This is a genomic window from Pseudomonadota bacterium, from assembly GCA_041395565.1.
In the GTDB taxonomy this organism is placed as follows: Bacteria; Pseudomonadota; Gammaproteobacteria; order UBA9214; family UBA9214; genus UBA9214.
Map to the genome: position 1 here is coordinate 326756 of JAWLAI010000004.1, position 22865 is coordinate 349620.

A 22865-nucleotide genomic window follows, 5' to 3' on the forward strand; every position below is an offset into this window, starting at 1 on the left:
GTCAGGTATCCGTGCCCTCAGCCTGCTGCCGGCAGCCGCTCCGGCACCAGGTCGAGGATGTCGTAGGGAATGCCGCTGCCCGCGCGCACGGCTTCGTGAATGCGCGGGTAGATGTCGAGCGGGACGTCGCGGCCGCCCAGGCCGAGGCTGAAATTGTGCACGCGCGGCGCGTCGTGCATTTCGGTCAGCGCGGCGCGCACCTCGGTGCCGACGATACCGCCGGCACCCGGTGACAGCGCGCGTTCCAGCACCACGAGATCGGTCAGTCCCGCGCAGGCCTGGCGGATGGCATCAGCGGGGAAGGGCCGGAAGGTGCGCAATGCCACCAGCCGTGTCGCCGGGAGGTTCCGGTAATGATCGTGTGCGGCTGCCAGGGTGCCGGCGATGGAGCCCAGCACCATGATCCCGATGCGTGCCTCAGGCATGTCGTGGATACACAGCAGCGGATTCTGGCGGCGATTGCACATATCCTCCCAGCCGGCGGCCGCAGCCACGATGGCCTGCTGGGCATCGATCAGCGCGCGGTGATGGTCGTAGCGCGCCTCGCTGAAGAAATCGGGTGACACCAGCGTGCCGATACTGATCGGGCGCGCGGGATCGAGCCGGCGCTCGAAGTTGAACGGCGGCAGATAGCGGTCGACCTGCTGCTGGTCGGGAATGTCCAGCACTTCCAGTGTGTGGGTGAGTGTGAAGCCGTCGACGCAAACCATCACCGGCAGCTCGGTCTGCTCGGCGATGTGGTAGGCCTGGATGGTGGTGTCCACCGCATCCTGATTGCTGGTGCAATAGAGCTGGATCCAGCCGGCATCGCGCACTGACATGGAGTCCTGCTGGTCGTTCCAGATCGACAGCGGCGCGGCCACCGCGCGGTTGGCGCAGGTCATGACCAGCGGCAGACGCAGGCCGGCGATGTTGTAGAGCACCTCGTTCATCAGCAGGATACCCTGCGAGGAACTGGCGGTGTAGGCGCGCGCGCCGGCGGCCACCGCGCCCAGCACCACGGAGGCCGCGGAAAACTCGCTCTCCACGCTGACCAGCTCGCAGTCGAGCACGCCGTCCGCGACCAGCTTCGAGAGGTTTTCGACGATATGGGTCTGCGGCGTGATCGGGTAGGCGGCGATCACCTGCGGCCGGCACAGCGCGACCGTGCGGGCCAGGGCCTGGGAACCTTCAAGCGCGTACCGCATGCGGACCCTCCTGCCAGGCACCGGCGGTGACCGCGCTGGCGGCGCGTTCGACCAGCGCCTGGTTCTGCTCCAGCACGGCGCCGCGGAAACGTTCGCCGAGCGCCTTGACCAGGGCTGCGCGCGGCAGCAGGCCGGTCAGTTCCAGGAAGGCCGACAGCAGCGCGGTGTTGGGTACCGGCCGGCCGAGGATCTCCAGGGCCAGGGCGCTGGCCGGCAACGCCACTGTGTCGCAGCCGAGCTGTGCGGACAGCTCGGCACCGGCGCGGTTGGAATTAACCAGGACCGCACCGCCGGCGCGCAGCCCTGCGGTGATGTCGGGCAGATGCAGCAGGGTGTCGTCCTGGACGATGAGAAACGCGGGCTCGCGTACCTGGCAGCGGCGCCGGATCGGACGATCCGCGATGCGCACGAAGGCCGTGACCGGCGCGCCGCGGCGTTCCGCGCCGAACGCGGGGAACGCCTGTGCATAGCGGCCTTCCTCGAAGGCCGCTGTCGCCAGCAGGTAGGCAGCGACCACGTTGCCCTGGCCGCCTCGGCCGTGGATGCGGATCTCGATCAGCTGACCGTCTGCACCCTGCGGCGGAATGCAGTGCTCGACCGGCTGCATGGCTCAGTCCGCCAGGGCCGGTTCGCGCTGCTTTTCACCCTCGATATCCAGTACCACCTGCGTCATCTTCAACACGCTGTCCGGGTTGAGCGAGATCGATTCGATACCCTGCTCGACCAGCCAGCGGGTGATCTCCGGGAAGTCGGACGGCGCCTGGCCGCAGATGCCGACGTACTTGCCGGTCTCGCGGCAGGCACGGATGGCCATTTCCATCAGCGCCAGCACGGCCGGGTTGCGCTCGTCGTAACCGGTCAGGATGCCGGAGTCGCGGTCCACGCCCAGGGTGAGCTGGGTGAGGTCGTTGGAGCCGATGGAGAAGCCGTCGCAATGCTCGAGGAACTGGCGTGCACGTACGGCGTTGGCCGGGATCTCGCACATCAGCTTGATCTTCAAACCGTTCTCGCCGCGGCGCAGGCCATGACGTGCCATCAGGCCGAGCACCAGCTGCACCTCTTCGACCGTGCGTGCGAACGGGATCATCAGCTCGAGGTTGTCCAGGCCCATCTCCTGGCGCACCTTCAGCATCGCCGCGCATTCCAGCGCGAAGCAGTCCGCGAACGATTCGGAGTGGTAACGCGAGGCGCCGCGGAAGCCGATCATGGGGTTCTCCTCGATCGGCTCGAAGGCGCGGCCGCCGAGCAGGGCGGCGTATTCGTTGGACTTGAAGTCGCTCATGCGCACCGTCACGGGCTTCGGATAGAACGCCGCGGCGATGGTGCCGACGCCCTCGGCGAGCCGATCGACGTAGTAGTCGCGCGGACTGGCGTAGCCGCGGATGCGCGGTGCGATCTCGGCGCGCACCTCGTCGGGCAGCGTGTCGTACTCGAGCAGCGCGCGCGGGTGGATGCCGATGCTGTTGTTGATGATGAACTCCAGGCGCGCGAGTCCCACGCCGCCGTTGGGCAGGGCGGAGAACTCCAGCGCCTGCACCGGATTGCCGACGATCAGCATGACCTTGGTCTTCGGCTGTGCCAGGCCGGCGAGGTTCACCTGTTCCTTGGTGTAGGGCAGGATGCCCTCGTACACGAAGCCGGTGTCGCCCTCGACGCAGGACACGGTGACCTCGGTGCCGTCGTGGATCTCGTGGGTCGCGTCGCCGGCGCCGACCACGGCGGGGATGCCGAGCTCGCGCGCCACGATGGCGGCGTGGCACACGCGGCCGCCGCGGTTGGTGACGATGGCGCTGGCGATCTTCATGACCGGTTCCCAGTCCGGGTCGGTGATGTCGGTGACCAGGACTTCGCCCGGCTGCAGGTCGTGCATGTGCGCGGCCTCGAGGATGATGCGCGCCTTGCCGGTGCCGATCTTGGCGCCGACCGCCTTGCCGGTCGAGAGCACGGGGCCGCGCGCCTTCAGGGTGAAGATGTCCTGTACGGCGCCGCTGCGCGTGGAATGCACCGTTTCCGGACGCGCCTGCACGATGTAGAGCTCACCGCTCTCGCCGTCCTTCGCCCATTCGATATCCATGGGGCGCGGCTTGCCGGCCGCGGCCGAGTAGTGCTTCTCGATGGCGACGGCATAGCGCGCCAGCGTGAGCACCTCGTCGTCGCTGATGGCGAACTGACCGCGTTCCTCTTTTTTCACCGCGACGTTGCGCGTGGCCGCGGCGGTGACCGGGTCGCGCGTGTAGATCATCTTGATGGCCTTTTCACCGAGATGGCGGCGGATGACGGGACGATGGCCGAGCGCGAGCGTCGGTTTGAAAACCAGGAACTCGTCCGGGTTGACCGCGCCCTGCACCACGTTCTCGCCCAGACCGTAGGCCGCCGTGATCATGACCACGTCGCGAAATCCGCTCTCGGTATCGAGCGTGAACATCACGCCCGAGCTGGCCAGGTCGGAGCGCACCATCTTCTGCACGCCGATCGACAGCGCGATGCTCATGTGGTCGAAGCCCTTGTCGACGCGGTAGTGGATCGCGCGGTCGGTGAACAGCGAGGCGAGTACGCGCTTGCAGGTGCGCAACAGGTGCTCGATGCCGCGGATGTTCAGATAGGTTTCCTGCTGGCCGGCGAAGGACGCATCGGGCAGATCCTCGGCGGTGGCGGAACTGCGTACCGCGACGTCGGGTTCGTCGCCGTACTCGATACCCATCTCCTGGTAGGCGGCCTGGATTTCCTCGGCCAGCAGCGGCGGCAGTTCGCCGTCCACCAGCCAGCCGCGGATCTGTGCGCCGGCGGCGGCCAGTGCATCCACATCATCCACATCGAGCTTCGCCAGCACCTCGCTGATGCGTCCTTCCAGGTTGTTGTGGGTGAGGTAGTCGCGGTAGGCCTGTGCCGTCGTCGCAAAACCGTTCGGCACCTTGACACCTTCGCCGGACAGGGCACGATACATTTCACCCAGTGAGGCATTCTTGCCGCCGACCAGCGGCACGTCAGCGATGCCGAGTTCATTGAACCGGCGGATATAGGTAAAGGATTGCATCAGAGGTGGACCTCGTTCTTTGTGTAGGGTGTGGATGGTGTACTGCGCCCCCCGCAATACATCCGACGTATGTGCCATAACATTCAATCTGCCATATTGACGGTTGTCAAACAAAATGTGATTGTAGTCGCTCCGGCGACGCGGCCTATATTAGTTGGGTTCTGCGGTGCTGACGCGGCAGAAAATGATCCACGTCAAAATGCGCTGTGGCGTTTCGCGCTAAATTCGGTGCCGAGCTTGCATCAGCGTCCCGCAGACGGGCGTTGTCATATAAATGTAACAATGGGGGAGGTTGCCAGTAACGGCCAGCAGCGACGCGTTGCGTTGCACTGGTGCGGCACTGCGTACACAGCATGATCGTAAGCGGTCAACACGTGTCCGGTCAGCGTCCATGAGCGGCGGCGGCGCGGACGCAGTCGCCACCGGCACGCGGGCACATACGCTGCTGGTCTTTCTGCTCGGCTGGCTGGCCTGGCTGCTGCTGGCCGGTACCCTCAGACTCGAAGAGGTGATTGCCGGCGCCGTGGTGTCCCTGCTGGTCACCCTGCTGTCGGGCCGTCACCTCGCCGTCTATGCCGGGGTGCGGTTCACCCCGGACGCCGTAATCCACCTGTTTGCCTTTTTGCTCGTGTTCCTGCGCGCCCTGGTGCACGCGAACATCGACATGGCGCGGCGTGTACTCTCGCCGGCGCTGCCGATTCGTCCGGCCGTGGTGCAGGTCGAGACGCGGCTGCAGTCCCCGCTGGGCCGACTGCTGCTCACGAATGCCATAACACTGACGCCGGGTACGCTGTCGATCGATGTCGAAGGCAACCTGGTGCGCGTGCACTGGGTCGATTGTCCGCCGGGCCTGGATCTGCACGGCAAGACGGCGGCCATCGTCAGCGGCTTCGAACGTCACCTGACCGGATTTCTCATATGACCCTGACCGTGCTGCAGATTATCGCGCTGTGCCTGCTCGGGGGCGGGCTGGTGCTGGGTACCATCCGCTTCGTGCTGGGACCGACCACTCCGGACCGCATCGTCGCAGCCGACACGCTGTCGATCCTGATCACCGCCAGTCTGGTGTGGCTGGCGCATCTGCTGGACAGCGGCATCTATCTCTCCATCGCCCTGGTGTTCGGTGCCCTGTCCTTTGTCGGCACCGTGGCGCTGGCACGCGCCATCGAGGGCAACCGTTCATGAGCCTGGCCGCCGACCTGTTTCTGCTGCTCGGTGCGGCGTTCTCGTTTCTCGGCGCCCTGGGTCTGATCCGCATGCCCGATGTCTACAACCGCCTGCAGGCCGGCACCAAGTCGGTCACCCTGGGTGCCATGGCCATCCTGGTCGGTATCGGCCTGTATCACCCGCAGTGGTGGTCCAACCTGCTGATGATCGGCGTGCTGGTACTCTTCACCAACCCGGTCGGATCGGCCTCCATCGCCCGCGCGGCGCTGATCGCCGGGATCCGTCCCTGGCATGTGCCGGTAAGCACGCCACAACGGCTGCCGGCCGGCGAGGGAGAGCGGGAATGACGGCCGACTGGCTCAACTGGGTGGCGTTGCTGGCCACGCTGCTGATGCTGGCCGGCGCTGTGGCGGTACTGGTGTTGCGCAATCTGCTGGCGGCCGTGGCGGCGACCTCCGTGGTCTCGCTCGGTGCGGCGGTCATCTTCGTGCTGCTGCGCGCACCGGACGTGGCGCTGACCGAGGCAGCCGTCGGCGCCGGCCTGAGCGGCGTCATCATGGCACTGTGCCTGCGCCGGCTCGGCCTGTGGCATGTGCGGCCGTATACGGCCAATCCCGAAGACGTGCAGGAGGGTGAGTGATGCGCAATACCGTGTCGCTGCTGTTCGTGGCCGGCCTGGCATTCCTGCTGTTCGTGATCGCCGGCCAGCTCGGTTTCGGCACCGCGCCCATGGTGGTCGGGCAGGGCATCAACCAGGCGGCGCCGGCCGCGGTGGGCGCCGCCAACATCGTCACCTCCGTGGTGCTCGGCTACCGCGGTATCGACACCCTCGGCGAACTGGCGATCCTGTTCACCGCCGCGACCGCCGGCGGCCTGATGCTGGGGCGTCCGCGTGCGGGCGCCGCGCACGACCCGGAGGCGGGATTCATCCTGCGCACCGCATCGGACCTGCTGTTTCCGCTGCTGCTGGTCGTGGGCCTGTTCATCATCCTGCACGGCCACCTGACACCGGGCGGCGGCTTCCAGGGCGGGGTGATCCTGGCGGCGGCCTTCTTCGTGCCGCTGCTGGCGCGGCCGGGCACGCAGTTCAAGCACGCGGGCTTCGCCGTGGTCGAGGGACTGGCCGGTGCGAGCTTCATCGTCATCGGCCTGCTCGGCCTGGTCTACGGCGGCGACTTTCTCCGGCCCCTGCTCGGGTTGGGCGAGATGGGCAGCCTGCTGTCCGCGGGTACGCTGCCGTTGCTGTATACCGCGGTCGGCCTCAAGGTCGGTGCCGAGCTGGCCGGGCTGATGGCGCATATCGCCGAGTACGAGGCGGTCGACCCATGACGGCTCCGGATCTCGGTAGCATTCTGTTCACGGGGGCCTTCGGGCTGGTCCTGATCGGCATCCTCGGTATCGTCACCTCGGCGCACCTGGTACGCATCGTGCTGTCCATCGTGCTGCTCGAGACCGGCGCCAACCTGTTGCTCATGCTGTCCGGTTACCGCGCCGGCGCGGCGGCGCCGATCATCATCGACGGCGTGGTTCCGGCCGCCATGGTCGATCCGGTGCCGCAGGCGCTGGTGCTGACCGCGATCGTCATCGGCGTCGCGGTGCAGGCCTTCATGATGACGCTGGTACTGCGCCTGCGACACGTCTACGGGACGCTCGACATCCGCGTTCTGCGCAGCCGCCTGGAACGCGACCTGGCCGCAGAGGCCGGCATCACCCGGCCCACCAGCGACGACCTGCCGGAGACGCCGGGCGTGGGCACCGCGCAGCCGCACGGAGGTGATGCCTGATGTCGCCGGTACTGATGTTCGTCCTGCCGCTGCTGGCCGCCTTCCTGCTGCCGCTCGTGGCGCGCGCCTCGGGCGCGGCCGGACGCCTGTTCGGGCCGCTGGTGCTGGCGGTGAACTGCGTGATCGGTCTGCAGGCCTGGGAGGCGGTGAGCGCACAGACCCAGGTCTTCGCCCTCGGCGGGTTCGCGCCGCCGTTCGGTGTCGTCTTCTATGTCGACCGGTTGGCGCTGCTGTTCGCCATCGCGGTGTCGCTCGGCGTGCTGCTGCTGTGGCCGAGCGGCGGCGCGGATGCGGACGGCCAGCGCGAACGCACCCTGACGCTGGTGCTGGCCGCGGCCGCGACCGGGCTGGCGCTGTCCGGCGACCTGTTCAACATCTACGTCTTCTACGAACTGACCGCGGTGGCGTCATACGGCCTGGCCGCGGCACGCCGCAGCGGTCCCGCCTACGCGGCGGCGATCCGCTACGTCGTGATCAGCAGCTTCGGCGCAGCGCTGATGCTGATCGGCATCGCACTGGTCTACATGTCCACGGGTACGCTCAACCTCGCGCAGCTGGCGCAGCTCGCGCCCGGCGCGCTGGACGGGCCGCTCGGCCTGGCCGCGTTCGTGTTCATCCTGATCGGTGCCGGCGTCAAGGCGGAGCTGTTCCCGGTCAACACCTGGGTGCCCGAGGTCTACGCGGCGGCCTCCCGGCGCGTCGCCGGCCTGCTGGCCGGGATCGTTTCCAAACTGGCATTGCTGATCCTGGTGCGTCTCCTGGTGCTGGTGTTCCGCCAGCCCGAGGCGCAGCAGATCATGTTGCTGCTGGGCGTGCTCGGTGTGGTTACCGGCGAACTCGCCGCCTGGTACGCGCGTGACCTCGCCCGCATGCTGGCCTATTCCTCGATCGGGCAACTGGGCGTGATGTTCATCGCCTTCTCCATCCCGGGGGCGGCCGGTCTGTACGCCGGCCTGGCCGTGGCCCTGCACCACATGGTGGTCAAGCCGGCGCTGTTTCTGCTGGCCGAGCGCCAGGGCGGGGCGCTGCACCGGCTGGCCGGTTCCTACCAGGCAGCGCCGCTGGCCTGCGCGCTGTTCGTGCTGCTGGCGCTGTCACTCATCGGCATCCCGCCACTGCCGGGGTTCTGGGCCAAGTTCCTGGTGGTGACGACGGCACTCGCCCAGCCCGGGCCCGCTTACCTCCTGGCCGTGTGTGTCATCCTGCTGGCCGCGGTGGTGGAAGCCAGTTACCTGTTCCGCGTGGTCGTGCAGTTGTACCGGCACGTGCCGGAGGCCACGGCCGGTGCCGGACATGCCGGCGCGACGCTGACCGTCAGTGCCGGTCTGGGCCTGGCGCTGGTCGCCGCCGTGTTCTGGCTGGCGCCGCTGGGCGACACCCTGCAGGGCATCGCCGACCGCGCCGCCGACAGGGACGCTTATATCGAAACGGTCTATCCCGCGGGGGTACCGCTGTGAATGCCTTCGACCAGTTGCTGCTGCTCGCCGCCGGCACTGTGCTGGTGACTCTGCTCACCGGTGGGCAGCGCTGGAGCGGCTGGCTTGCGACGCTGCTCTACGCCGGCATGCTGGCGCTGCTGTTCGTCATGGCGGCGGTCGGCTACGACGGCGTCACGCTGGCATCCACGCTGGCAGTGAAGGTGCCGGGTTTCGTGCTGCACTGGGAAATGACGCCGCTGTCCTGGTTCTTCGCGCTGCTGACCGTGGGTGCCGGGCTGCTGTGCAGCTGGTACGCCGCGGGCGAATGGGGCGCGCGCTATGGCGAGCAGCGTTCGCTGCGCCTGCTGCAGACGACTCTCGCACTGAATGTCGCCAGCATGCTGCTGCTGGTCACGAGCGCCGACCTGCTCGGCCTGTTCATCGGCTGGGAACTGATGAGCTGGGCCAGCCTGTTGCTGATGATCCAGAACGGGCCGGCCGCGGTGCGCGCGGCCATGCGCTATCTGCCGTATGCCATGGCCGGCGCCATGGCGCTGCTCGGGGCGATCGCGCTGCTGTACGTGCACGGTGGCACGCTCGCACTGGACGGCCTGGGCGCGCGCCTGGCCGATATGGGCACGCTCGCGCAGTGGACGTTGCTGTTGCTGCTGTTCGCCGGTTTCGGGGTGAAGATGGCCGCGGTGCCCTTCCATCTCTGGCAGCCGCAGGCCTACAGTGAGGCGCCCGGCGCGGGCGCCGCCTTCCTCGGTTCGATCTCCTCGCGCATGGGGCTGTTCGCGATGGCGCTGGTGCTGGTCAGGCTGATCGGCTTCGAGCGCCTGGCCGGGGTGGGCGGTCCGTCTGCCTGGATCACGCCGCAGGACGTGATGTTGTTCATCTCTGCGGCCACCATCCTCGTCGGCGCCTACGTGGCGCTGCGCCAGGACGATGCGCGGCTGCTGCTGGCCTGGAGCGGGATCAGCCAGGGCGGCTACATGATGCTGGGGCTGTTCAGCGGTGCGCCGCTGGCGGTAGCCGGCGGGCTCAGTCACCTGTTCAGCTACGCCACCTACGAGGCCGGGCTGTTCCTGACGGTGTTCGCCGTCATGCACCGCACCGGCACCGCCGACCTGAACAAGCTGGGCGGCCTGGTCACGCGCATGCCGCTGTCCTTCCTGGTGCTGCTGATGGGCATCATCGGACTGGCGGGTCTGCCCCCGATCAACGGCTTCGTGTCGAAGTGGATGATCTACCGCGGCCTGCTCGATGCGCGCATGGTGTTCTCGTTCATGATCGCCGTGCTCGGCACGCTCGGCAGCGTGCTGTACTGCTACAAGCTGATTCACAACATCTTCCTCGGCCAGCTGCGCCTGGAGCACGAAACCGTGCGGGAGGCGCCGTGGAGCATGACCCTGCCCATGCTGGTGCTGGGCGGGCTGATGTTCGCCACCGGTTACATGCCCGGGATCGTGCTCGACTGGGTCGCCCCGGTCATGGGGTACCTGGGTCTGCAGGCGCCGGCATACAGCCTAGGAGCGATCCACACCGCCGGCGCGGATCTCGACATGCTCTGGCTGGTCACCTTCATGCTGGCCGGTTTCGGTGTCGGCGCGGTGATCTTCTACTCGGCCGGGCGGGCGCAGCGGGTGCACCAGCTGGACAACTACGCCGGCGGTCACTTCCTGACCGCGGACACCCGCTACCAGTACAGCTACAACTTCTATCCCGCGCTTTACCGCCTGATCGGCCCGCTGTACCGTGACAGCTTCCAGTGGCTGGAGTCCGCCGTGCTGTCGCTGCTCAACTTCGTTTCCGCCGGGGCACAGGGTATCTACCGTTCGGTGCATCCCGCGCTGTACCTGCTGGCGGTGGTGGTACTGGTCAGCCTGGCCTGGGGGGTGGTGTGATGCACTGGCAGACCATACTGTTCGATGTCGTGGTCATGCCGCTGGTCGCGTTTATCGTCGGCCTGCTCATCGTGCTGATGGCGCGCCGTACCCGCGCCCGGCTCGAGCGCCGCATCGGACCGCCGTTCTTCCAGCCGCTCTACGACATCATCAAGCTCTACTCCAAGGACATCCAGATCTCGCACGGCTTCATCCACGACCTCGGCATCATCATGGTCGTGGGCGGCTATATCACGGTGGAGATGTTCCTGCCGGTGCCGGGCATGGTCGGCCTGGCGGAGAAGGGGGATCTGATCGCGCTGGTCTACCTCATGATGGTGCCGTCGCTGGGTATGGCGCTGGGCGTGGGCCAGTGCGCCAACCCGAACGGCTCGATCGGCATCTCGCGCGCGCTCATCTCCATGCTCGGCTACGACATCCCCTTCGTGCTGGTGGTGGTCGCCTGCGCGGCGATGTACGGCACCACCAGCCTGCCGGAGATCATCGCCATCCAGCAGGCGGGCGGGGTCGGCACCTGGGGCATTGCCAGCATGCCGGTGATGGCCCTGGCCGGCATTATCACCACCCATGTCATGCTCGCCAAGGAGCCGTTCGAAACCTACATCGCACCGGCCGAGATCGCCACCGGACCGATGGTCGAGATGGGCGGCAAGTTCATGGGCGGGCTGTTCGTCGTGCAGACCTTTCAGGTCTATACTGCGGGTGTGTTATACACGACGCTGTTCCTCGGCGGCGGGATCACCTGGTTCGACTTTCTCCCGAAGGTGTTTGCCGTGCTGTTCCTGCCGTTCGCCATCACCATCCTGTTCCCGCGCTACAAGGCGGGAGAAGGCCTGCTCTGGGTGTGGAAATGGCCGACCGGCATCGCGCTGCTGGGACTGGCGCTGATCTTCATGCAGAGGTGAGTTTATGAACGACAAACAACTGCAGATACCGGTCGAGGCGGGTCGTCCCGCCGGCAGCGAGAGCAATCCCTACCGCGGGGTGTTCGACCGGCTGCAGGATTTCTGCCGGGCGCGGTCGATGTTCCTGCTGCACTACTGCACCGGCTGCGGCGCCATCGAGCTGCCGCCGGCGATGACCTCGCGCTACGACATGGAACGGCTCGGCATCCAGCCCATGGCCACCCCGCGCCAGGCCGACATACTGCTCGTCACCGGTTACGTCGCCACCAAGACCCTGAAGCGCATCATGCTGACCTACGAGCAGATGAGCGCGCCGCGCTACGTGATCGGGATCTGCTCCTGCACCGTCAACGGCGGCATGTACTGGCAGAGCTACGCCACGGTGAAGAAGCTCAACGAATACCTGCCGGTCGACATGTACATCGCCGGCTGCATGCCGCGCCCGGAGGCGGTGATCGTCGGCCTGCAGCAGCTGATGGACAAGATCGACGCCGGACGTGCGGAGTCCTGGAAGGACTACTACCGCAACTACGACTACTACCTCGGCAACCAGCAGGCGCTGTTCGGGGAACGCTGGCAGACGCCGAGCGATGTCATCGCCCAGGCGCGCCGCTACGACCTGTTCGGCCCGGGCACGACCGGTCAGCACACGGCGCTGCTGGAGCAGTACCAGACGCCGCTGGAGATGCCGGCCACGCCGGTGTTCGGGCGCGAGAAGGTCGAACGCAAGTAACCACGGCGGCAAAGAACGGAACACGATGTATGGATAACGGCAAGGAACTGGTCGGCTGGCTGGACAAGGTACTGGCGGACTTCCAAGGCGTGCAGGTACGCCGCAAGAGCAGTTCGCGGGTACGCGTCGACGTCGATGCCGATGCGCTGCCGGCGCTGCTGGAACTGCTACAGGGGCGCGCCGGTTACGTGCACCTGTCCGCGCTGAGCTGCGTCGACTGGGTTGACGACGACGAGTTCGAGCTGGTCTACCACGTCTGGTCCTACGAGACCAACTCGCTGGTATCGGCGCACATCCGCATCCCGCGCGAGCCGGGCGCCTATTTGTCCGTCTACGACATCTACAAGCCCGCGGCGTTCTTCGAGCGTGACATCTACGAGATGTTCGGCGTCTACTTCGAGGGCAGCCCGTTCATGGAGAAGTTCATCCTCACCGAGTGGGACGGGCCGCCGCCGATGCGCAAGGAGTTCGACACCCGCCAGTACGTGCATGACACGTTCAAGTGGCAGGAATACAACCCCGGCTGGCTGCAGGAGATACGTGCGAAAGGCGGGGGGATCGTCGAATGAGGCCCGAGAACTACCAGGCGGTAAACCATCCGCCCAGCCACGAATACGAACTGAACATCGGGCCGAACCATCCCGGCATCGAGGGTAATTACGCGCTCAAGCTCAAGCTCGAGGGCGACATCGTGGTCGCGGCCAAGGCCGATGCCGGTTACCTGCACCGCGGCTTCGAAAAACTGATGGAAGGGCGGCTGTGGATGCAGAACATCGCGCTGGTGCCGCGCATCTGCGTGCCGGACCCGGCGCACATGGAGATCTGCTACGCGCTCGGTGTGGAAATGCTCGGCGGGCTGGAGGTGCCGGAACGCGCGCAGTGGCTGCGCGTCATGCAGCTGGAGCTGTCGCGCATCACCGCGCACCTGTTCTATTTCGGCGGTGCCGCCGCCACCATGGGCATGTACAGCAACATGTTCTGGGGCGTGACCGACCGCGATTTCGTCCTGGACCTGTTCGAGGAGTTCACCGGTGGGCGCGTGTACAGCATGTACAACGTGCCCGGCGGCGTGCGGCGCGATCTGCCCGAGGGCTTCATCGGGCGCCTGGTGTCGCTGCTAGACTACCTCGATTCGCGCCTGCCGGATTACGACAACCTGTTCTTCTCCAACTACGTGGTGGTACACCGCGCGCGCGGCACCGGCGCCATGAACCAGCAGCAGGCGCTGGAATGGGGCGTGACCGGACCCAACCTGCGCTCCACCGGGCTCGCCTTCGACGTGCGCCGCGACGATCCCTACCTGGTCTATGACCAGCTCGAGTTCGATATCCCGACGGAGGAGGCCGGCGACGCGCTCGCGCGCATCCTGGTGCGGCGCAACGAGCTGATCCAGAGTATCCGCATCCTGCGCCAGGTGGCCGAGCGCCTGCCCTCGATCAAGGGGCCGGTGCGCTGTCCGCTGCCCAACCCGCTGGCGTGGAACGTCCCGGCCGGCGAGAGCTATGCGCGCGTGGAGTCCTCCAAGGGCGAGCTGGCCTATTACACGGTGTCCAACGGCGGCGACAAGCCCTGGCGCGTGCACATCCGCGGGCCGTCGCAGATGCACGGCGTGCAGGTGCTGGAGAATCTCTGCGTCGGCTCGCGCATCGAGGACATCGCGCAGATCATCTTCACCCTCGACGCCTGTCCGCCGGAGGTCGACCGCTGATGGCCGACATCACCCACAAGAGCCGCGGCAGCATTCTCAACCCGCTGCGCAACCTGTCGTTCCTGACGCGCAAGCCGGTGACGCTGCCGCTCGAGCCACGCCCGGCCTCGGCCACCTACCGCGGCTTCCACCTCAACGACTGGGAGAAATGCATCGGCTGCAGCACCTGCCAGAAGATCTGCGACAACGAAGCGATCACCATGATCCATATCCCGGATCTGCCCGAGGATCCGGTGAAAGGGGTGCGCGCGCGGCGTCCGGCCATCGACTACGGCCGCTGCTGCTGGTGCGGGCTGTGCGTGGACGTGTGCCCGACCGCGTCGCTGTCGCTGTCGCGCGAGTACGTGCACACCTGCGAGGAACACGAGCTCGACAGCTATTTCATCCTGCCCGACCCGGTCGGCATGCACCGGAAGTTCTACGGCCAGGGCTGGCACAAGACGGCGGACGAGGATCTCATCGACCTGCAACGCCAGGCCATGCCCGAGCAGGAGGCCGGCCAGCGCCTGCAGTCGTTCGGCGAGTTCGTGCAGGGCTACGACGGCCAGCAGGCCATCGTCGAGGCATCGCGCTGCGTGCAGTGCGGCATGTGCCACGATTCCTGCCCCGCGCACATGAACGCGCCGGAATACATCCGCGCCATCTGGGAGCAGGATCTCGAGGAGGCGGTGCGCCAGATCTATCGCACCAACCCGTTCGCGCACGTGTGCGGCCGGGTATGCACGCGGCGGTGCGAGGCGGCCTGTTCCATCGGCGTACGCGGGGAGCCGGTCGCGATCCGCTGGCTGAAGCGCTATGCCATGGACAACGTCGGCCACGAGCGCATCCGCGAGATCGTGCGCGAGGGCCGCGCCGACTACCTCAGCGGCGGCAAGGTCGCGGTGATCGGCGCCGGCCCGGCCGGCCTGACCGCGGCCTTCGACCTGGCGCGGCACGGCCACAGCGTCACCGTGTACGAGGCCATGCCGGCGGCCGGCGGCATGATGCGCTACGGCATCCCGGCCTACCGGCTGCCGTACGCGCGCATCGACGACGATGTCGACGTGATCCGTTCCATGGGCGTCGAGATCCATTTCAACACCCGGGTCGGCGCCGACATATCCATGAACCAGCTGCAGTCCAGCTACGACGCCGTGCTGCTCGCCATCGGTTTGCAGAACGGCCGCTCCACGCGCGTACCCGGATCCGACCACGCGGCGGTGCGCAGTGCCGTCGCGCTGCTGCGCGAGATCACCATGGACGAATCCCTGCCGGTGCCGAAATCGGCCGTGGTCATCGGCGGCGGCAACACCGCGATGGACATCGCGCGCAGTGTGGCGCGCCTGCAGCTCGCCCAGTACGGCCAGGCCAGCGTCACGGTCACGGCGCTGGAGGACGGCGACCACCTGCTGGCCGACCCGGTGGAGATCCGCGAGACGGACGAAGAGGGTATAACCATCCTGCCCGGGCGCGGCCCGCGCCGCTGCGTGGTAGATGCGCACGGCGTGCTGACCGGACTGGAAACCGTGCGCGTGGTCGCACTGTTCGACGAACAGGGCCGCTTCGCGCCGCAGTACGACGACGGCGACATGCAGCTGCACACGGCGGACATGGTGATCGAGGCCATCGGCCAGCAGGCGGACACCGCGCTGCTCGGCGAGGAACTCACCGAGGCGCTGGAATGGAACCGGGGACGGCTGAAGACGGATGCCGGCGGGCGCTGTTCGGTCGGCTGGTTGTGGGCCGCCGGCGACGTGGTCAGCGGGCCCGACGTGATCCATGCCGTGGCCGACGGGCATCGCGTGGCCGCCAGCATCGAGAGTGCCCTGGGACAGGAGAGACGCAGCCATGGCTAACGACACCGACGCACGCGGCAGCGAGGGCGCCCTGCACGGCAAGGACCTGCTGGCCTCGAAAAAATCGCTGGAGGACATCCTGCGCGTGGCCACGGCGTTCGAGAAGACGGCGCGGGATTTCTACAGCGCACTGGTGCCGCGTGTCAGCAAGCAGCTGCGTTATCTGGTGGAAGAGCTGGCGGAGGAGGAGCAGCGCCATTACGACCTGTTCATGCAGCTGGCCGGCGCGCCGGATCTGCAGCAACAGGTTCGCGCGCAGGTTGCCGTACCGGTCAACGACCGGCGCTTCTCCGACTATGTACAGGCGCCCGAGCTGGGTGATAACCCGGACGACCAGGCGGTGCTGCAGTATGCGCTCGGCCGCGAGCACGCCGCGATGGAGCAATACCGCGACCTGGCGGCGAACACCGAACCCGGTCCGATCCACGACCTGTTCGAGTTCCTCGCCAACGAGGAGACCAAGCACAAGCGCGAGCTGGAACAGCTCTATTACAGGGTCGTGCACAGCGGGGGCGTGTAGCACACCGCTGCGATACCGTTACCCGTGCGCCGCCATGCGGCGCCGCGGCTACCGCCAGGGCGCCACGCCGCGGCTGTTACGGCACGGGTCCTGCCGTCCTGCACGTGCCCGCACTCATTTCCGCGCCTGTCCGGTGGCCGCCGCAGACTGTACCTGCGTCTATTGAGACCGGCGCCGTGTCATGGGTATGATCCGGCCAGTATCAGGGGGGTAACGCAATGCAACTGGGAATGATCGGCCTGGGCCGCATGGGCGCGAACATGGTGCAGCGTCTGTTGCGTGCCGGGCATGAATGCGTGGTCTACGATCGCAACGCCGAGGCGGTGCAGGCCATGGAGACGCACGGCGCCTTCGGCACCACCAACCTCGATGGTTTCCTCGCCAGCCTCGAAACACCGCGCGCCATCTGGCTGATGGTGCCCGCTGCCGTGGTGGACCGGGTGATCGACGAGCTGGCACCGCAGCTCGAGGCTGGCGACATCCTGATCGACGGCGGCAACTCCTACTATCGCGACGACATCACGCGTGCCGCGCGGCTCGGGGAACGCGGCATCCACTATCTCGACATCGGCACCAGCGGCGGGGTCTGGGGGCTGGAGCGCGGCTACTGCCTGATGATCGGTGGCGAGCAGGCGGTCGTGGCGCACCTGGAACCGGTATTCGTCGCGCTCGCGCCGGGGCCCGGCGACATTCCGCGCACGCCCGGGCGCAGCGGCCCGCCGGCGCGCGCCGAGCAGGGCTATCTGCACTGCGGCCCGGCCGGCGCCGGGCATTTCGTGAAGATGGTGCACAACGGTATCGAATACGGCCTCATGGCGGCCTATGCCGAGGGGCTGAACATCCTGGCGCACGCCAATGTCGGCAACCGCGTGCATGACGAGGATGCCGAGACCACGCCGCTGCGCGATCCGGACGCGTTCCGTTACGACATCGATCTCGCCGCGGTCACCGAGCTGTGGCGGCGCGGCAGCGTGGTCAGTTCCTGGCTGCTGGATCTCACCGCCGAGGCGCTGCAGCGCAGCCCGGACCTGGCGGAATTCAGCGGGCACGTGTCCGATTCCGGCGAGGGACGCTGGACCAGCATCGCCGCGATCGAGTGCGGGGCACCGGCGCGCGTGCTGACCACGGCGCTGTACGACCGTTTCACCTCGCGCGGCGAATCGGATTTCGCGGACCAGGTCCTGTCAGCGATGCGCTTCGCCTTCGGCGGACACCACGAGAAACCCAAGGCATGAGCGTCGGGCGGGGCATGGCAGGCGGAGCGGATCAGGCGGCGTCGAGCGTCATGGTGATCTTCGGTGCCGGCGGCGACCTGACCCGACGCAAACTGCTGCCGGCGATCTATCACCTCTGCCGCGACGACTACCTGCCAGAACCGTTCGCCATGCTCGGCGTGGACCGCAAGGACCTCGACGACGCGGGCTACCGCGCGCACATCGACGTGGACGGCCGGGAGTTCGCCGATGACAGCGTCGACGAGTCGCTGTGGCAGCAACTGCTCGACTGCCTGCACTTCGTGGCGGGTGATTTCGCCGATCCCGACCTCTACGCGCGGCTTGCGGCGCGGCTCGACGAACTCTGTGCCGCCCACCACATCCCGCCGAACTACCTGTTCTACCTGGCGACACCGCCGCGCTTCTTCGACGTCATCGCCGCCGCGCTGGGGGCGGCCGGTCTGCTGACCGAGCGCGACGGGCACTGGCGGCGCGTGGTGATAGAAAAACCCTTCGGGCACGACCTGTCCTCGGCGCGCGCGCTGAACCACGCCCTGCACGCGGTGATGGGGGAGCACCAGATCTACCGCATCGATCACTACCTCGGCAAGGAGTCGGTGCAGAATCTCCTGGTCTACCGCTTCGCGAACGCGACCGTCGAACCGATCTGGAACCGGCACTACATCGATCACGTGCAGATCACGGTGTCGGAATCCATCGGCGTGGAGCAGCGCGGCGGTTACTACGATACCGCCGGCGCGCTGCGCGACATGATACCGAACCACCTGCTGGCACTGCTCTCCGTCGTGGCGATGGAACCGTCCAATTCCTTCGAGGCCGATGCCATCCGCGACGAGCAGGTCAAGGTGCTGCGCGCGATCCAGCCGTTCGAGCCCGACGACGTGCTGACCCATGCCGTGCGCGGCCAGTACGCGGCCGGCCGCCTGTTTGACGGCAGCCACGTACCGGGGTACCGCGAGGAGCACGATGTGTCGCCGCGCTCGACCACCGAAACCTATGCCGCGCTCAAACTCAAGATCGATTCCTGGCGCTGGGCGGGTGTGCCGTTCTATCTGCGCACCGGCAAGTGCCTGCCGGGCCGGTTTACCGAGGTGGTGATCCAGTTCAGCCATGCGCCGAACGTGATGTTCCGCGATTCGCTGCTGGCGCGCGAGAACGTCCCGGCCAACGCGCTGGTGCTGCGCATCCAGCCCAACGAGGGCATCGGCATGAGCTTCAACGCCAAGATTCCGGGACACAGCACCCACCTCGGCACTGTGGATATGAACTTCCGCTACGAGGAGCATTTCGCGAACAAGCCGACCAACGGTTACGAGACGCTCATCCACGACGTGATGACCGGCGATTCCACCCTGTTCAAGCGAGCCGACCATATCGAGGCGGGTTGGGCGCTGGTCGAGCCGGTGCTCGACGTGTGGCAGGCACTGCCGCCACGCGACTTTCCCAACTACGCGGCGGGCAGCTGGGGGCCGCCGGCGGCTGATGACCTGCTCCGGCGCGACGGCCGCGCCTGGCGGCCGTGCAAGCGATGCCAGGCCTGAGTCAGCGCCGGCAGCCGGCCATGGCCACGACCAACTGGCACGTGCTGGCCGATGCCGCGCAGCTGGAAGAGGTGGTGGCGCAGCGCATCCTGGCGCTGGCGGCGGCGGCGATCGACGCCCATGGCAGCTTTCGTATCGTGCTCGCCGGCGGGCGTACCCCCGCGGCCATCTACCGGCGCCTGGCGCCGGCCGATGCCGAGTGGTCGCACTGGCAGGTGTACTTCGGTGACGAGCGCTGCCTGCCGGCGCAGGACCCGGAACGCAACAGCATGATGGCGGCGCGCGCCTGGCTGGATCTGCAGCGCGTACCGGCGCACAACATCCATCCCATCCCGGCGGAGCTGGGTGCGGAGGCCGCGGCTCGGGCATACCGCGAAACAGTACAGGATGCACTGCCGTTCGACCTGGTGCTGCTCGGCATGGGCGAGGACGGTCACACCGCGAGCCTGTTTCCGGGACAGGTGCACGCGGCGGACGCGCTGGTGGTCGCGGTGCATGCAGCGCCCAAGCCGCCGTCCGATCGCGTCAGCCTGGGACTGGCGGCGCTGAACGCTGCCGCACACGTGCTGGTGCTGGTGACTGGACAGGGCAAGCATGCGGCCGTCGAGCGCTGGCGCCGCGGCGAGGACCTGCCCGTGGCGCAGGTATGCGGCCGTCAGGGCGTGGACGTGTACCTGGACGCGGCCGCCGCCGGGATCGAGGCGTGAGTTGAAGAGCGCCGTGCGTGTGATCGGACGGATGCAGCTATCTGAATCACCGCCGGGGCGGACCGCGTCCGCGCACATGCCCGGCTCAGATGTCTGTCGCCGCATTCAGGATGGCGCCGTAGGTGCCGAGCGCGAATACCAGGACCGTGAGGCCGTCGCCGGCGAGTTCGAGGATGCCCAGTCGCTGTGCGGCGGTCGTCCGATCGGATAACCGGCGCCGGAGCAGGACGCCGGCAATGAGCAGGGCCAGCTGCAGCCCGAGCCCGAGCAGCACGAGGCCTCGCGCCGATATCAGGCCGCCTAGGGCCGGTGCTGCGGCGGTCGGCATGGCACGCGTGAACAGGTAGCCGAAGGCCGTCACACCGTAGGTGATCAGGACGGTGCGCACAGCGCCGACAGTGCGCTGGTGCGCTGCGGCGCTACGGGCTGCGGCACTACGGTCAGAGGTCGTCATTTCGCATTCAAGCCTTCGTGCCAGCAGAGCCAGCCGGAGAATCCGCGTATGCGGCCAAGCGACTCCGGATCCAGCCACGGGTGCTGTCTGAGGAGCAGGGCAGGGTAGTCGCGCTCGAACGCCGCATCCCACGGTACCCCGCCGGGATAACCGTAGAGATGATCCTCGGCCGTCTTGAGCACCGCATCGAGCTGCGCGGCGATCTCGTCGCCGTGCCCGGTCAATCCTGCGTCAGCAATGTGCGCCAGCAGGCGCTCCCGACTGGGGTAGGTATGCACATAGGCCTGCAGTGCATCGTTCAGGATCTGCGCAGTGACGCCCATGATGCCGTTCGGCCGCAGCCGCCCGCGCACGTCAGCGCGTCGGACCGGACCGGATCCTTACGAGGCGCGAACGGGTGCATGCAGCGATGCCAGGGTCGGGCCGCGGTCAGGGTGTAAGGGATACGGCAACTCATGGATATCACGGCGGGTATCCGCGCACCGCGTGCGCCGTCGGGGTCGTGCTTGCCGGTTCGGCTGTCCGAAAAGCATCGGGCGCTGTCCGGCGCGGCGAGCACGGCAGCGGCTCGTATTATTGAGGCTTGCATGTATGAGTGACAGTCAAACTGTTTACTATCGTCTTTCCCGCGCAGGCGGGAATCCAGATGTGCACTATATGCTCCGGATTCCGGCTCGCGCTCGCCAAGCTCGCATGGCCGGAATGACGGCAAATATCGTCAACCATTTATGTAATTCTCAATATTACCGGACGCCGCTTCAATGCGCGCGTTCCGCAGAACGTTGCGGCAGGACCATGATCAGCACGACGATGGCTGTCAGCAGCGCCCCGGTCGCGGCATAGCGACTCAACTCCAGCCCCCCATTCGCAACGGGTTTGTCCAGGAAGTCGCCAACCACGGCGCCCAACGGGCGGGTGAGCACGAACGCCGACCAGAACAGGACCGTCCGTGACATGCCCGTGAAGAAATACAGTGCCACGATGACCAGCAGCAGACCGCTGAATATGGCGGCCGCCCCGACATAGCCCAGGCCGGCGGTGTCGGCTGTCCAGTCACCCAGCGCCGTACCGAGCGTCTGGGAAAACATGATGGTCAGCCAGTAGAAGAGCTCCGCCTTGGGTGTGTAGATAGAGGCCACGTCTATTCTTCCTAACGTCTGGTACCAGATCAGGAGGGAGGCAAGCAGCAGCGCGAGCAGCAGGGTCGAGCCGCCGGTATAGCCGATTCCCAGCGAGCGCGTCGCATAGTCCGCCAGCGTGGTCCCGACCGTGGTCGAGGCGATGATGGTCGCCCAGTACAGGAAGGGATGAAACCGCCTGGCCTGGATCTGGAGGACGATGGCGCCTATGAACACCGCCATGAAAATCGCGGTGCCCACCAGGTAGCCCAGGTTCATCGACATGGAGACCGCGTCGCCCCCGGTTTCTCCGAGCGTGGTGGCCAGGATCTTGACGATCCAGAAGCCGAGTGTGATCGCCGGAACTTTTGTCAATGTCTCTTGAGTGGTTGCAAGCATGGTGTGTGGTTTCCCGAGGAGTGGCTAACGCTTCACCTCAAACGTGCGGCGGAGTCGCATCGCCATGAAGGGTTAGCTAGGCATGGCAAGAACGGTTTTAGTGAGTTCGCGCCTATTGGTTATGAACAGGTAAAAAATATGGGCAGGAAGTAGCGTCGTCTGCCGAATTCGTCGTTGGCTTTTGCCCATGTTCTATCGAGAATGACAGCAATGGTTGACGATATTTGCCGTCATTCCGGCCATGCGAGCTTGGCGAGCGCGAGTCGGAATCCGGAGCATATAGTGCACATCTGGATTCCCGCGTGCGCGGGAATGACGGTAGTCAACAGTCTGACTGTCACTCATACATGCAAGCCTCAATCATACAAAGCATATGATGCTCGCGAGTCAGCGCGCGTATGTCGGGCACCTGACCGCCTCGATGCGTACGCCTCGTGTTTCCGCAAGGGCAACTGGCTGACCATGAAGCACGGCCAACGTATTGAATGCAATATCCAATGCCAATGCGCGAATCATGCAGGGCAAGGGGGTGCGGCAGCGTCCGCGATCGGTGCTCGCCTGTCTGCAGCGATCGCCTGGCAGGCTCGCCTTGTCCACAACGCACAGACATCGGCAGGGCGTGAAGGTTCGACGGCGTGCAGGCTGCCCGCAGCTGTCCGGGGATGGCCGCCGGCGCAGTCATGGCGCTGGACCTGGGGCGTCTCGGTGGACGCCTCGTTCACAGGGAGTGCGCACCCGGACGATGGGTTTCACTCCGCCGCCGCCAGCCTGATCGTGGCGGCGCCGGTGAGTCGGTCGATCGTGATATCCACCACGCAGTACTCGGCCTGTTCCTCTACCGGGGTCGGATCGTCGGCGCAGCTGCAGCCGGCGATGATACCGGTGTAGAACAGGCCGGCGCGGGCGTGGATCATGCCCGCACGGTCGGATGCGCTGATGAGCAATGACCTGCGGGGCGCGTTCGATGGCATAGCTGCTGCCGCGCAGTCCCTGCTGCAGCGGCAGCAGGGCCGGGTCGAGCTGCTCCAGCTCCTGTTGCAGCACTGTCGCGAAGCCGGCCGTGTCCCAGGCCTGCAGGCTGCGGGCGAGTCGTATGCGGGGCGTTGCGGCAGGCGTTTCCGGTGACATGGGGACAGTATAGCGTGCGCGCGTCAGGCAGCCACACGCCTCGGCCACGGGTCCGGAACCGGTTTGACGATCCCGCCATGGTCGC

At 66.7% G+C, this 22865-nt stretch carries 25 protein-coding genes; 18 read left to right on the forward strand and 7 right to left on the reverse strand.

Annotation, left to right across the window (positions count from 1 at the left end; genetic code table 11):
- Window positions 1-17 precede the first annotated feature (17 nt).
- Genes porA through ppsA form a run of 3 tightly spaced genes read right to left on the reverse strand, consistent with a single transcriptional unit; the run spans window position 18 to window position 4221 of the window.
- Window positions 18-1187 carry a pyruvate ferredoxin oxidoreductase gene (gene porA / locus R3F42_07475; protein MEZ5541867.1) on the reverse strand — a complete coding sequence of 390 codons (1170 nt, stop codon included), beginning with the start codon at window positions 1185-1187 and terminating at the stop codon, window positions 18-20.
- Window positions 1171-1794 carry a 2-oxoacid:acceptor oxidoreductase family protein gene (locus R3F42_07480; GenBank protein MEZ5541868.1) on the reverse strand — a complete coding sequence of 208 codons (624 nt, stop codon included), beginning with the start codon at window positions 1792-1794 and terminating at the stop codon, window positions 1171-1173. The genes porA and R3F42_07480 overlap by 17 nt, the downstream gene beginning before the upstream one ends.
- 3 nt (window positions 1795-1797) lie before the next feature.
- Window positions 1798-4221: a phosphoenolpyruvate synthase gene (ppsA, locus tag R3F42_07485; GenBank protein ID MEZ5541869.1), complete on the reverse strand. Its 2424-nt coding sequence runs from the start codon at window positions 4219-4221 to the stop codon at window positions 1798-1800.
- A gap of 391 nt (window positions 4222-4612) precedes the next feature.
- On the opposite strand from ppsA, the gene R3F42_07490 reads away from it, so the two are divergent.
- The 17 genes from R3F42_07490 (at window position 4613) to pgl (ending at window position 19681) form a co-directional block, all read left to right on the forward strand.
- Complete coding sequence (locus tag R3F42_07490) at window positions 4613-5143, forward strand: Na+/H+ antiporter subunit E (GenBank protein MEZ5541870.1); 531 nt, start codon at window positions 4613-4615, stop codon at window positions 5141-5143.
- Window positions 5140-5406 carry a monovalent cation/H+ antiporter complex subunit F gene (locus tag R3F42_07495; GenBank protein ID MEZ5541871.1) on the forward strand — a complete coding sequence of 89 codons (267 nt, stop codon included), beginning with the start codon at window positions 5140-5142 and terminating at the stop codon, window positions 5404-5406. Before R3F42_07490 ends, R3F42_07495 begins: the two co-directional genes overlap by 4 nt.
- Window positions 5403-5735: a monovalent cation/H(+) antiporter subunit G gene (gene mnhG, locus R3F42_07500; protein MEZ5541872.1), complete on the forward strand. Its 333-nt coding sequence runs from the start codon at window positions 5403-5405 to the stop codon at window positions 5733-5735. The genes R3F42_07495 and mnhG overlap by 4 nt, the downstream gene beginning before the upstream one ends.
- Window positions 5732-6028 (forward strand): DUF4040 domain-containing protein, encoded by a 297-nt coding sequence (locus R3F42_07505; GenBank protein MEZ5541873.1) that lies wholly within the window; start codon window positions 5732-5734, stop codon window positions 6026-6028. The genes mnhG and R3F42_07505 overlap by 4 nt, the downstream gene beginning before the upstream one ends.
- Window positions 6028-6717 carry an MnhB domain-containing protein gene (locus R3F42_07510; GenBank protein ID MEZ5541874.1) on the forward strand — a complete coding sequence of 230 codons (690 nt, stop codon included), beginning with the start codon at window positions 6028-6030 and terminating at the stop codon, window positions 6715-6717. The genes R3F42_07505 and R3F42_07510 overlap by 1 nt, the downstream gene beginning before the upstream one ends.
- A complete protein-coding gene (locus R3F42_07515) occupies window positions 6714-7172 on the forward strand; it encodes a cation:proton antiporter subunit C (GenBank protein MEZ5541875.1) in 459 nt (152 codons plus the stop codon). Before R3F42_07510 ends, R3F42_07515 begins: the two co-directional genes overlap by 4 nt.
- Window positions 7172-8629, forward strand: a complete 1458-nt coding sequence (locus R3F42_07520) for a proton-conducting transporter membrane subunit (GenBank protein ID MEZ5541876.1) — start codon at window positions 7172-7174, stop codon at window positions 8627-8629. Before R3F42_07515 ends, R3F42_07520 begins: the two co-directional genes overlap by 1 nt.
- Window positions 8626-10497 (forward strand): proton-conducting transporter membrane subunit, encoded by a 1872-nt coding sequence (locus tag R3F42_07525; protein ID MEZ5541877.1) that lies wholly within the window; start codon window positions 8626-8628, stop codon window positions 10495-10497. Before R3F42_07520 ends, R3F42_07525 begins: the two co-directional genes overlap by 4 nt.
- A complete protein-coding gene (locus tag R3F42_07530) occupies window positions 10497-11402 on the forward strand; it encodes an NADH-quinone oxidoreductase subunit H (GenBank protein ID MEZ5541878.1) in 906 nt (301 codons plus the stop codon). The genes R3F42_07525 and R3F42_07530 overlap by 1 nt, the downstream gene beginning before the upstream one ends.
- Before the next feature lie 79 nt (window positions 11403-11481).
- Window positions 11482-12135: an NADH-quinone oxidoreductase subunit NuoB gene (gene nuoB, locus R3F42_07535; GenBank protein MEZ5541879.1), complete on the forward strand. Its 654-nt coding sequence runs from the start codon at window positions 11482-11484 to the stop codon at window positions 12133-12135.
- A gap of 29 nt (window positions 12136-12164) precedes the next feature.
- Window positions 12165-12704 carry an NADH-quinone oxidoreductase subunit C gene (locus R3F42_07540; protein MEZ5541880.1) on the forward strand — a complete coding sequence of 180 codons (540 nt, stop codon included), beginning with the start codon at window positions 12165-12167 and terminating at the stop codon, window positions 12702-12704.
- The gene (locus R3F42_07545; protein MEZ5541881.1) at window positions 12701-13843 is read left to right on the forward strand and encodes an NADH-quinone oxidoreductase subunit D; all 1143 of its coding nucleotides are present in this window, start codon (window positions 12701-12703) and stop codon (window positions 13841-13843) included. The genes R3F42_07540 and R3F42_07545 overlap by 4 nt, the downstream gene beginning before the upstream one ends.
- Window positions 13843-15678 (forward strand): FAD-dependent oxidoreductase, encoded by a 1836-nt coding sequence (locus tag R3F42_07550; protein MEZ5541882.1) that lies wholly within the window; start codon window positions 13843-13845, stop codon window positions 15676-15678. Before R3F42_07545 ends, R3F42_07550 begins: the two co-directional genes overlap by 1 nt.
- Entirely contained in the window at window positions 15671-16198 is a 528-nt protein-coding gene (locus R3F42_07555) for a ferritin family protein (protein MEZ5541883.1), read from the forward strand. The genes R3F42_07550 and R3F42_07555 overlap by 8 nt, the downstream gene beginning before the upstream one ends.
- A 218-nt stretch (window positions 16199-16416) precedes the next feature.
- On the forward strand, window positions 16417-17433 hold the full coding sequence (gene gnd, locus R3F42_07560) for a decarboxylating 6-phosphogluconate dehydrogenase (protein ID MEZ5541884.1): 1017 nt from the start codon (window positions 16417-16419) through the stop codon (window positions 17431-17433).
- Entirely contained in the window at window positions 17430-18974 is a 1545-nt protein-coding gene (gene zwf / locus R3F42_07565; protein ID MEZ5541885.1) for a glucose-6-phosphate dehydrogenase, read from the forward strand. Before gnd ends, zwf begins: the two co-directional genes overlap by 4 nt.
- A gap of 20 nt (window positions 18975-18994) precedes the next feature.
- Entirely contained in the window at window positions 18995-19681 is a 687-nt protein-coding gene (pgl, locus tag R3F42_07570; GenBank protein MEZ5541886.1) for a 6-phosphogluconolactonase, read from the forward strand.
- Between the two features lie 85 nt (window positions 19682-19766).
- Here the strand turns inward: pgl and R3F42_07575 are convergent, their stop codons facing one another.
- From R3F42_07575 to R3F42_07590, 4 genes are all read right to left on the reverse strand, one after another.
- Window positions 19767-20135, reverse strand: coding sequence for a hypothetical protein (locus tag R3F42_07575; protein ID MEZ5541887.1), 369 nt, complete (start codon window positions 20133-20135; stop codon window positions 19767-19769).
- Window positions 20132-20458, reverse strand: a complete 327-nt coding sequence (locus tag R3F42_07580) for a hypothetical protein (GenBank protein ID MEZ5541888.1) — start codon at window positions 20456-20458, stop codon at window positions 20132-20134. The genes R3F42_07575 and R3F42_07580 overlap by 4 nt, the downstream gene beginning before the upstream one ends.
- Window positions 20459-20893: 435 nt before the next feature.
- Entirely contained in the window at window positions 20894-21652 is a 759-nt protein-coding gene (locus tag R3F42_07585; protein MEZ5541889.1) for a hypothetical protein, read from the reverse strand.
- Between the two features lie 749 nt (window positions 21653-22401).
- Entirely contained in the window at window positions 22402-22566 is a 165-nt protein-coding gene (locus tag R3F42_07590; GenBank protein ID MEZ5541890.1) for a hypothetical protein, read from the reverse strand.
- On the opposite strand from R3F42_07590, the gene R3F42_07595 reads away from it, so the two are divergent.
- A complete protein-coding gene (locus R3F42_07595) occupies window positions 22565-22777 on the forward strand; it encodes a hypothetical protein (protein ID MEZ5541891.1) in 213 nt (70 codons plus the stop codon). The two genes, R3F42_07590 and R3F42_07595, sit on opposite strands and share 2 nt — an antisense overlap.
- Window positions 22778-22865: the final 88 nt, after the last annotated feature.

Bases quoted from the DNA above. Each gene is read 5' to 3' on its own strand.
- R3F42_07515 (MEZ5541875.1), top strand. From the start codon at position 6,714: ATGACGGCTCCGGATCTCGGTAGCATTCTGTTCACGGGGGCCTTCGGG.
- R3F42_07530 (MEZ5541878.1), top strand. From the start codon at position 10,497: ATGCACTGGCAGACCATACTGTTCGATGTCGTGGTCATGCCGCTGGTC.
- zwf (MEZ5541885.1), top strand. From the start codon at position 17,430: ATGAGCGTCGGGCGGGGCATGGCAGGCGGAGCGGATCAGGCGGCGTCG.
- pgl (MEZ5541886.1), top strand. From the start codon at position 18,995: ATGGCCACGACCAACTGGCACGTGCTGGCCGATGCCGCGCAGCTGGAA.
- R3F42_07580 (MEZ5541888.1), bottom strand. From the start codon at position 20,458: ATGGGCGTCACTGCGCAGATCCTGAACGATGCACTGCAGGCCTATGTG.
- R3F42_07575 (MEZ5541887.1), bottom strand. From the start codon at position 20,135: ATGACGACCTCTGACCGTAGTGCCGCAGCCCGTAGCGCCGCAGCGCAC.
- mnhG (MEZ5541872.1), top strand. From the start codon at position 5,403: ATGAGCCTGGCCGCCGACCTGTTTCTGCTGCTCGGTGCGGCGTTCTCG.
- gnd (MEZ5541884.1), top strand. From the start codon at position 16,417: ATGCAACTGGGAATGATCGGCCTGGGCCGCATGGGCGCGAACATGGTG.
- R3F42_07520 (MEZ5541876.1), top strand. From the start codon at position 7,172: ATGTCGCCGGTACTGATGTTCGTCCTGCCGCTGCTGGCCGCCTTCCTG.
- R3F42_07595 (MEZ5541891.1), top strand. From the start codon at position 22,565: ATGCCCGCACGGTCGGATGCGCTGATGAGCAATGACCTGCGGGGCGCG.
- R3F42_07505 (MEZ5541873.1), top strand. From the start codon at position 5,732: ATGACGGCCGACTGGCTCAACTGGGTGGCGTTGCTGGCCACGCTGCTG.
- porA (MEZ5541867.1), bottom strand. From the start codon at position 1,187: ATGCGGTACGCGCTTGAAGGTTCCCAGGCCCTGGCCCGCACGGTCGCG.
- R3F42_07540 (MEZ5541880.1), top strand. From the start codon at position 12,165: ATGGATAACGGCAAGGAACTGGTCGGCTGGCTGGACAAGGTACTGGCG.
- ppsA (MEZ5541869.1), bottom strand. From the start codon at position 4,221: ATGCAATCCTTTACCTATATCCGCCGGTTCAATGAACTCGGCATCGCT.
- R3F42_07490 (MEZ5541870.1), top strand. From the start codon at position 4,613: ATGAGCGGCGGCGGCGCGGACGCAGTCGCCACCGGCACGCGGGCACAT.
- R3F42_07510 (MEZ5541874.1), top strand. From the start codon at position 6,028: ATGCGCAATACCGTGTCGCTGCTGTTCGTGGCCGGCCTGGCATTCCTG.
- R3F42_07545 (MEZ5541881.1), top strand. From the start codon at position 12,701: ATGAGGCCCGAGAACTACCAGGCGGTAAACCATCCGCCCAGCCACGAA.
- R3F42_07585 (MEZ5541889.1), bottom strand. From the start codon at position 21,652: ATGCTTGCAACCACTCAAGAGACATTGACAAAAGTTCCGGCGATCACA.
- R3F42_07480 (MEZ5541868.1), bottom strand. From the start codon at position 1,794: ATGCAGCCGGTCGAGCACTGCATTCCGCCGCAGGGTGCAGACGGTCAG.
- R3F42_07590 (MEZ5541890.1), bottom strand. From the start codon at position 22,566: ATGATCCACGCCCGCGCCGGCCTGTTCTACACCGGTATCATCGCCGGC.
- R3F42_07550 (MEZ5541882.1), top strand. From the start codon at position 13,843: ATGGCCGACATCACCCACAAGAGCCGCGGCAGCATTCTCAACCCGCTG.
- R3F42_07495 (MEZ5541871.1), top strand. From the start codon at position 5,140: ATGACCCTGACCGTGCTGCAGATTATCGCGCTGTGCCTGCTCGGGGGC.
- R3F42_07555 (MEZ5541883.1), top strand. From the start codon at position 15,671: ATGGCTAACGACACCGACGCACGCGGCAGCGAGGGCGCCCTGCACGGC.